At 63.8% G+C, this 8,047-nt stretch carries 8 protein-coding genes and 1 pseudogene; 4 read left to right on the top strand and 5 right to left on the bottom strand.

The genetic code is table 11. The features are described 5' to 3' along the window. Window positions 1-656 (top strand): amidase family protein (locus EN990_RS34285; RefSeq protein WP_245469240.1); only part of this gene is annotated, 656 nt, incomplete at its 5' end. Between the two features lie 15 nt (window positions 657-671). Here EN990_RS34285 and EN990_RS34280 read toward each other — a convergent pair. Genes EN990_RS34280 through EN990_RS34260 form a run of 5 tightly spaced genes read right to left on the bottom strand, consistent with a single transcriptional unit; the run spans window position 672 to window position 4,922 of the window. After that, the gene (locus tag EN990_RS34280) at window positions 672-1,058 is read right to left on the bottom strand and encodes a hypothetical protein (protein WP_127370554.1); all 387 of its coding nucleotides are present in this window, start codon (window positions 1,056-1,058) and stop codon (window positions 672-674) included. A 42-nt stretch (window positions 1,059-1,100) separates the two neighbouring features. Then, the gene (locus EN990_RS34275) at window positions 1,101-2,081 is read right to left on the bottom strand and encodes a hydroxyacid dehydrogenase (RefSeq protein WP_127385125.1); all 981 of its coding nucleotides are present in this window, start codon (window positions 2,079-2,081) and stop codon (window positions 1,101-1,103) included. Between the two features lie 5 nt (window positions 2,082-2,086). Next, on the bottom strand, window positions 2,087-2,803 hold the full coding sequence (locus tag EN990_RS34270) for a FadR/GntR family transcriptional regulator (protein WP_013529506.1): 717 nt from the start codon (window positions 2,801-2,803) through the stop codon (window positions 2,087-2,089). Between the two features lie 2 nt (window positions 2,804-2,805). Continuing rightward, window positions 2,806-3,975 (bottom strand): mandelate racemase/muconate lactonizing enzyme family protein, encoded by a 1,170-nt coding sequence (locus tag EN990_RS34265; RefSeq protein WP_023812460.1) that lies wholly within the window; start codon window positions 3,973-3,975, stop codon window positions 2,806-2,808. Between the two features lie 59 nt (window positions 3,976-4,034). Further along, window positions 4,035-4,922, bottom strand: a complete 888-nt coding sequence (locus EN990_RS34260; RefSeq protein WP_013529508.1) for a sugar phosphate isomerase/epimerase — start codon at window positions 4,920-4,922, stop codon at window positions 4,035-4,037. A gap of 400 nt (window positions 4,923-5,322) precedes the next feature. Between EN990_RS34260 and EN990_RS34255 the strand changes: the two genes are divergently transcribed. The 3 genes and pseudogenes from EN990_RS34255 to EN990_RS36490 form a co-directional block, all read left to right on the top strand. Then, complete coding sequence (locus EN990_RS34255) at window positions 5,323-6,378, top strand: sugar phosphate isomerase/epimerase (protein WP_127368398.1); 1,056 nt, start codon at window positions 5,323-5,325, stop codon at window positions 6,376-6,378. A gap of 145 nt (window positions 6,379-6,523) precedes the next feature. Then, window positions 6,524-7,711, top strand: a complete 1,188-nt coding sequence (locus tag EN990_RS34250; RefSeq protein ID WP_127366248.1) for a Gfo/Idh/MocA family oxidoreductase — start codon at window positions 6,524-6,526, stop codon at window positions 7,709-7,711. A 223-nt stretch (window positions 7,712-7,934) separates the two neighbouring features. After that, window positions 7,935-8,047, top strand: a pseudogene (locus EN990_RS36490) (sugar phosphate isomerase/epimerase); the annotation flags it as partial.

Below are 8,047 nucleotides of genomic sequence, written 5' to 3'. Positions count from 1 at the left end.
CGCCGGCATTGCACGTGCCGCTGCCGCTTACCGGGCTTCGCGTCGGCATTCCGCGCGGGCTTCTTTTCGAAGACACTGAAAGTGAGGTCGCCGCGGCGTTCGAACGCAGCCTTCGCGAGATCGAGCAGATAGGAGCGCACCTGGCGGACATATCGATCGACGACTTGCTCGCAGACTTTCGTTCGGCGACCAAGCGGGGCTCGATCGCTGCGATGGAGGGGGCCGAAGTGCATGCCGACTGGCTGGCGACAGGGGCATCCGCGCCGGTCGACCCGCACGTCAGCGGCCCCCTGTCGCGGGCGGCAATGCTGCCGACTCCGGTCTACATCAGGGCGATGCGCCGTCGTGCGGCACTTGCGGCCGCCATGGACGAACGGCTGTCCTCGGTCGATGTGCTGGCCTTGCCGACCACACCGGTGACGGCGCCGACTATCGTCTCTATGGCTGACGACGCCGGGTTGCGTGACCGAACCGAAGGCCTGCTGCTGCGCAACACGCAGGTCGCCAACCAGTTCGATCTCTGCGCGATCTCGCTGCCGATGCCGGGCACTCCGCTGCCTGCCGGATTGATGCTGGTGGCGCGCAACGGGCATGACCGGCGCCTGCTGCGGATTGCCGCTGAAGTGGAGCGGCTGCTGGCGGTTGATCAGCACTGAACCGGAAATTGCGGATCAGCGCGACGAACAGTGCTTGCGTTCGCTGTCCATGGCGGTGCGTACGATGCTGGTCGCGACCAGCCAGGGCAGATCGTACTCCTTGCCGGTGATCGTCTGGGTGCGGTGCTCGATCGAGCCTCTGACGACGATCTTTCCGGCATAGAGCGCGTCGGAAAGATCCGTTATCGCCTTGTCGGCCCGCGGCAAGCCGCTGGTGTCGATCGACATGCCCTTGATGATCGTTCCGGTGGCAAGATCGAGCACGCTGTTCGACGGGCACGGCGCCTTGAAGCAGCGCAGCCCGTTGTCGCAATAGACATAGCTGCTTTCGGCCGCGAATGACGGAATGGCGCAGAGCGAACAGGCGGCGACAATGAGGGATGTGAGGCGAGGACTGAACATGGGTCTCAACGTCACGAAGAATTGGGGCGAAACCGCGATGTGCTACACGCTCGCCGGGAACCGCTGCCGGTAGTGATCGACCACTTCCGGATTGCGCAGATTGACCGGCAGTTTGCCCGCCAGCACGAGCAGGGCTTCGCCCGCCGCGCCGACGCCCATGCGCATCATCGATTCCTCGGTGATCCCCGCCATGTGCGGCGTGACGATAACATTGTCGAAGCCGAAATAGGGATGGTTCGACGGCAGCGGCTGCGTCGCAAACACGTCGAGCGCGGCGCCGCCGATGCGCCGTTTCTGCAAGGCCTCGATCAGCGCGTCGTCGTCGACGACCGGTCCGCGCGACACGTTGATCAGCAACGCCTGCGGCTTCATGCGGGCGATCCGCTCACGGTTGATCAGGCCGCGCGTTTCCGGCGTCAGCGGGCAGCACAGAACGATGATGTCGCTCTGCTCGACGAGAGCGTCGATCGACAGGAAGCCGACCTTGTCCGGCGCCGGCTGCATGCTACGCGTCGTTGCCACCACTTTCAGGTCGAAGCCGTGCGCGGCGATATGGCCGACCGCCTGGCCGACGGCGCCGAGGCCGACAATGCCGATCGTCTTGCCGGCAAGCTCGCTGTTGGCGTTGGCGTGCTCGCGGCCGGCAAGCCAGCCTTTGGCGCGCAGGTCGCGATCGACGACGCGGAAGTTGCGCAGCAAGGCGAGGGCCACGAACATGACGTGTTCGGCAACCGAGCGGGCATTGACCGCCGGCACATTCGCCACCAGCACGCCGGCGGCCGTCGCTGCTTCCATCGGGATCATGTCGAGCCCGGCGCCATGACGGATTGCCGCCCGCAGCAGCTTTGCGCCGTCGAAAAGCTGTGGGGGCAGCGGCGCGCGCACGATGACGATGTCGGCATTCCTGGCTTCGGCGGCCAGCGTGGCCGGATCGATGGCGGAGGCGACGACGAGCTCTCCGGCGCCGGCCAGCATGGCCGAGGCGCGCGGGTGCAGGGCCTGGGTCGTGAGGATACGAGCCATGTCGGTCAGGCTTTTTCGAGCGCCGGGCTTTGCGGCTCCTCGCCATGGCCCTCGATCAGGCCCTTCCAGTAGCTCTCAGCGCCCTGCAGATGGGCGCTCATCAGCGCCTGTGCGAGATTGCCGTCGCGGCGCAGCAGCGCCTCATAGATCTGGATATGCTCGGCATGCGAGCGCACGTTGCGCTCGGGGTCGTTGAAATAGATCGGCAGGCGCTGCTCGCCCATCATGTAGTAGACGCTGCAGACATTGTGGAAGACGCTGTTCTTGGTGGCGCGCACGATTTCGAGGTGAAATTCGCGGTCTTCCCTGGCAAGCCCTTCGCCGGCGGCGATGCGCTCTTCCGAAGCCTTCAGGATTTCGCGCAGCCGCTCGAAATTCTCCTCGGTGGCACGCGAACAGGCAAGTTCGGCCGCCTTGATCTCGTGGATCTTGCGCAGTTCGACCGTCTCGTAGATCTGGATCGGGTCGAGCGGGAGGCCCGCGCGGGCAAAGAGCGCCATGGCCTCCACACTGGCCTGCTTGGTGTCGATGTAGATGCCGGATTTGGCCCGGCGCTCAACGATGCGCATGGCCTCCAGGATGGCCAGCGCCTCGCGGATCTGACCGCGGCTGACGGCGAAATGCTCCGCCAGTTCGCGCTCCGATGGCGTTCGGCCGCTCTCCTTGTCCGAATGGGAGAACAGGTAGGCAGCGAGTTCCGCGAGAAGGTTCTTTTCTTTCATCGTCAACCGCGTTGCGCGTGCGCCTCCAGGAACCGCTCCGAAATGGTGAATCCCAGACCCGGTTTTTCCGGGATCGCTATCATACCGTCCCTGGCTTCGACAGTCTCTTCGACCAGATCATGGATCATCGGGTTGGCGCCGAGCGAATATTCGACGGTGAAACTCGACGGCGAGGCGGCGCAGACATGCAAGCCTGCGAAAAAACAGGGCGCGCCGGCCCACAAATGCGGCGCAAAGCGCAGATTGAAGGCGCTGGCGATGGTGCCGATCTTCATCGCTTCGCTGATGCCGCCGCAGAAGGCGGGATCGGGCTGGAAGATGTCGGCGGCTTTGAGCACGGCGAGGTCGCGGAAGGCGTAGCGGGTCGCCTCGCTTTCGCCGGTGGCGATCGGAACGGCGCCACTTGCCCGCACTTCGGCCATGCCCGGCTTATCGTCGGCGATGATAGGTTCCTCGAACCAGGCGAGGTCCAAATCGTTGACAAGGTGGATGAAGCGCTTGGCTTCAGCCACCGTGTAGGTGCCGTGCGCGTCGACCATCAGTTCGACATCGGGGCCGAGCGCCTGCCGTGCGGCGCGCACGCGGGTGGCGGAAATGTGCGCCGCGCCGTCCATGGCGCCAACCCGCATCTTCAGTGCCTTGAAACCGCCCTTGGCGATATAGGATTTCAACTGCTCGCCGATGGCGTCGGCGGCCGCCCAGCCGCCGGACGCGTAAGCCGGCATGCGATCGAGCTTGCGGCCGCCGAGCAGCCGCCAGACCGGAACGCCAAGCGATTTGCCAAGAATGTCCCACAGCGCGATGTCGACGGCGCTGATCGCGGCGATGCTCATGCCGCGCCGCGCCAGCTGCGGCATGGCGTGGCCGCCGCGTGCGGCGCTGTCGTGGCGCACGCCATTGTAGAGCATCTCCCAGATGACGCCGATGTCGGCCGGATCGCGGCCGACCAGCTGCGGCCCGACCTCATGGTTCAGCATATGGACGAGCGCGCCGTAACTGCCGGCGCTGCCGGCGGCGTTCTTGCCTTCGCCCCAGCCGACCAGACCGTCATCGGTCTCGATGCGCAGGATGGCGGCGTCGAAGGTCGTCACCTGACCGAAGTCGCTGCGGTGCTGCCGAGCGGCTTCGATCGGAACGCGGATCCACCAGGCTTGGACGGACTTGATACGCATATTCTTCCCCAGCCCTGCGCCGGTCAGGGCGGAAGGGCGAATTTCCCTGAGGCAGTCGACTACTTGATCAGCGGCAGCAACGTTTCGGCGTTGATGCGCATCTGGTCGGTGTAGAATTTCTCGGTGAGCACGCTGGAGCCGTGGTCCTGGATGAACTTCAGCTGTTCGGGCGAGATATCGACCGGATTGCGCTCGACCATGTCGGGATAGGGGGCCGCCGGCGTCCGGTCGACGGGCGCGACGAACTCGTTGGTCAGCGCGCCGTCGTAGCCGATCTCGCGCAAGGTAGCGACGATCTTCGGCCAGTCGATCTGGCCGAGACCGGCGGCGAAGCGGTTGTTGTCGGCGACATGGAAGTCGAACAGGCGCTTTCCGGCCTGCCGGATCGCGTCATAGACGTTAAATTCTTCCATATGGAGGTGGTAGGCGTCGAGGCAGACACCGCATTCGGGGCTGACCGCGTCGGCCAAAGCCAGCGCCTGGGCGCCGCGATTGAACAGATAGGTCTCGAAGCGGTTGAGCGGTTCAACAGCGATCTTGACGCCGACCTTCTTGGCGTGGGTGAAGCATTCGCGGGTGGCGTCGACGACCCACTTCCATTCCTCTTCCTCGGTGCCGTCAGGCACGACCTTGCCGACGGTCGCCGGAACCAGCGTGATGATCTCGCCATCGAGTTCGCTGACCATGGTCAGCACGTCCTTGACATACTGAACGGAACGCTCGCGCTGGCCCTGGTTCCTGGCGGCAAGGTTGCGCTCGCCCAGCATCAGGGTCACCGCGCCCCAGCAACGAATGCCATGCTCCTTCAGCAGCGCCCGGGTCTCCCTGGTCTTGTACTGCTCGGGTTCGCCGGAAATCTCGATCGACTCATAGCCGAATTTCTTGATGCGCTTGAGCGTCGTTTCCAAGGGTTCCGCGCGCATCCAGTTGTGCGTCGAAAGATGCATGGTCTGTCCTTCCCAACTCGTCTCTATGGTTCGCCTGCGACATGCATCGCCAAAAGGCGACACAAAGGTTCCTCCCCAAGGCGTTCCCAGCCTTTTCTCGCAAACTGGTTCGACCAATTGGGCCTGAAGCGAGGTCTACAGCAAATTATCCGGATCGGCAAGAAGCGCCGGGATGCAACTTTCGCTGTGGAGTATTTCCTTGATTATATTGAGATATATATGCCTGCGCCGGGTGGTTTTGGGGTCATGATGGCGCATTGCAAGGCTTGACCAAAATTCCACATTTGGTAATACCAGAATGGTGGTGCGTGCAAGCGCCCGTTGAGAAAAGACCAAAGTGGCTGGCCCTGTTTCCAATCGGCGCTATGCTCGGTCGCGAGAGAAATGAGGGAGGATGCCGATGCCGACGACAATGAAGGGCCCGGGGCTGTTTCTGGCGCAGTTCGCGGGCGACGCCGCGCCGTTCAGCTCACTGGCGTCGATCACCAAATGGGCGGCCGGTCTCGGCTACAAGGGCGTGCAGATCCCGACCTGGGACGCGCGGCTGTTCGATCTCAAGAAGGCGGCCTCTTCCAAGGCCTATTGCGACGAGGTGAAAGGCATTTGCGCCGACGCCGGCGTCGAGATCACGGAATTGTCGACGCATCTGCAGGGGCAATTGGTGGCGGTGCATCCTGCTTATGACGCGCAGATGGATGGCTTTGCGCCGCCATCGGTGCACAACAATCCCGCAGCCCGGCAGAAGTGGGCTGTCGAGCAGATGAAGTTCGGCGCTAAAGCATCGCGTAATCTAGGCCTGAATGCTTCAGTGTCGTTTACCGGCTCGCTGGCTTTCCCTTACCTCTATCCGTTCCCGCAGCGGCCGGCTGGACTCATTGAGGAAGCGTTTGGCGAGCTCGGCAAACGCTGGAAGCCGATTCTCGACGTGTACGAGGACAACGGCGTCGATGTCGGCTATGAAATTCACCCGTCTGAAGACGTTTTCGACGGCGCCACTTTCGAGATGTTCCTCGACGCGGTCGGCGGCCACAAGCGCTGCAACATCAATTACGATCCGTCGCATTTCCTGCTGCAGCAGCTCGACTATCTCGAATTCATCGACATCTATCACGAGCGCATCAAGGCGTTCCACGTCAAGGACGCCGAGTTCAACCCGACCGGCCGGCAAGGCGTCTATTCCGGCTATCAGAGCTGGACCAACCGCGCCGCGCGCTTCCGTTCGCTGGGCGATGGACAGGTGGATTTCGGCGGCATCTTCTCCAAGCTGACGCAGTACAATTATGATTCCTGGGCGGTGCTGGAGTGGGAGTGCTGCCTGAAGCATCCGGAGGATGGTGCGGCCGAAGGCGCGCCTTTCATCGAGCACCACATCATCCGGGTGACGGAAAAGGCATTCGACGACTTCGCCGCTGGCACCACCGACAAGAAGTTGCTGCGCGCCATGATGGGAATCTAGCTCGATTTTCCCTCCCCTTCGCGGGGAGGGTGGCCCAAAGGCCGGGTGGGTCGGTTCACACCGCGCTCTGCCTCAACGACCCCACCCGATCCGCTGCGCGGATCGACCTCCCCTCAAGGGGGTAAGCAACAGCGAGGAGCAAGATATGGTCGGCGCATCGAAGTCGGAAACGGGAGGCGGCCCGATCCGCTACGGCATGGTCGGCGGCGGGCAAGGCGCCTTCATCGGCGCGGTGCATCGGATCGCGGCGCGGCTGGACAACGAGTTCGTGCTGGTTGCCGGCGCTTTGTCAGCCGACCCGGCCCGTGCCAAGGCCTCGGCGGCCGAACTGGGGCTCGACCCCTCACGCAGCTACGCATCCTATGCCGAGATGGCCAAGGCCGAGGCGAAGCGCCCCGACGGCATCGAGGCGGTGGCCATCGTCACGCCCAACAATGTGCATGTGCCAGCGGCAAAAGCTTTCCTCGAGGCCGGCATCCACGTCATCTGCGACAAGCCGCTGGCGACGACGCTGGCCGAAGCGAAAAAGCTTGCGGCGATAGTCGAGAAGACCGGCAAGGTGTTCGTGCTGACGCACAACTACACCGCCTATCCGATGGTGCGGCAAGCACGCGAAATGGTCGCCAAGGGCGTGCTCGGCGACATCCGCATCGTGCAGTCCGAATATCCGCAGGACTGGCTGACCGAGGATTTGGCGGCGACAGGCCAGAAGCAGGCGGCGTGGCGCTCCGACCCCAAGCAGGCAGGTGCCGGCGGTGCGCTGGGCGATATCGGCACGCATGCCTACAACCTCGCCCGCTTCGTCTCGGGGCTGGAACTGGACTCCCTGTCGGCCGATCTCGACGCCTTCGTGCCGGGACGGCTACTGGATGATAACGTCAACGTCATGCTGCGCTTCAAGCCTACCGGCAAGACGCACCCGGCCAAGGGCATGATCTGGGCAAGCCAGGTGGCGCCCGGCCATGAGAACGGGCTGAAGCTGCGCATCTATGGCTCGAAGGGTGGGCTGGAATGGGTGCAGGCCGACCCGAACTATCTCTGGTACACCCCATTTGGCCAGCCAAAGCAATTGATCACCCGCAACGGCGCCGGCGCGCTGCCGGTGGCGGGCCGTGTCAGCCGCGTCCCGTCGGGCCATCCCGAGGGCTATCTCGAAGGTTTCGCCAACATCTACCAGGAGGCCGCGCGCGCCATCCGGGCAGCGCGCCGCAAGGGTGGCAAGCCGCCCAAGGACGTCGTCTTCCCGACCATCCAGGACGGCGTCGAGGGCATGGCCTTCATCGAGGCCTGCGTGAAATCGTCGAAGAAAAACGGGGCGTGGACGAAGCTTTAGTGGCGCGGCGGGTAACGAAGGCCCCCCACCCGGATTGCCAGCCGAATTGCGAAGGGCAATTCGGGGCAATCCGACCTCTCCCCGAGGGGAGAGGAGGAGGAGATGGCGCGACGCCAAGTCTCTTCTCCCCAGCGGGGAGAAGGTGGCCGCGAAGCGGCCGGATGAGGGGGCATGGCGCGAAGCGGCGGAACAGCCAGTGCGCCGTCAAAGGGAGGGGTCGTCGATGAAAATCGGCATGTGCATGTTCTTGTGGACGACGGCGGTGTCGAAGAAACACGAGCCGCTGCTGCGCGACATCAAGGCGACCGGTTTCGATGGCGTCGAGATACCGATCTT

It is taken from the genome of Mesorhizobium sp. M7A.F.Ca.US.005.03.1.1, assembly GCF_003997975.1.
GTDB classification, from domain to species: Bacteria; Pseudomonadota; Alphaproteobacteria; order Rhizobiales; family Rhizobiaceae; genus Mesorhizobium; species Mesorhizobium ciceri.
The sequence above is the reverse complement of the archived record's forward strand: the minus strand, read 5'-3'. Positions and strand labels throughout refer to the sequence as shown.

Coding starts and splice junctions, on each gene's coding strand:
- EN990_RS34280 (WP_127370554.1), bottom strand. CDS start 1,058: ATGTTCAGTCCTCGCCTCACATCCCTCATTGTCGCCGCCTGTTCGCTC.
- EN990_RS34275 (WP_127385125.1), bottom strand. CDS start 2,081: ATGGCTCGTATCCTCACGACCCAGGCCCTGCACCCGCGCGCCTCGGCC.
- EN990_RS34270 (WP_013529506.1), bottom strand. CDS start 2,803: ATGAAAGAAAAGAACCTTCTCGCGGAACTCGCTGCCTACCTGTTCTCC.
- EN990_RS34265 (WP_023812460.1), bottom strand. CDS start 3,975: ATGCGTATCAAGTCCGTCCAAGCCTGGTGGATCCGCGTTCCGATCGAA.
- EN990_RS34260 (WP_013529508.1), bottom strand. CDS start 4,922: ATGCATCTTTCGACGCACAACTGGATGCGCGCGGAACCCTTGGAAACG.
- EN990_RS34255 (WP_127368398.1), top strand. CDS start 5,323: ATGCCGACGACAATGAAGGGCCCGGGGCTGTTTCTGGCGCAGTTCGCG.
- EN990_RS34250 (WP_127366248.1), top strand. CDS start 6,524: ATGGTCGGCGCATCGAAGTCGGAAACGGGAGGCGGCCCGATCCGCTAC.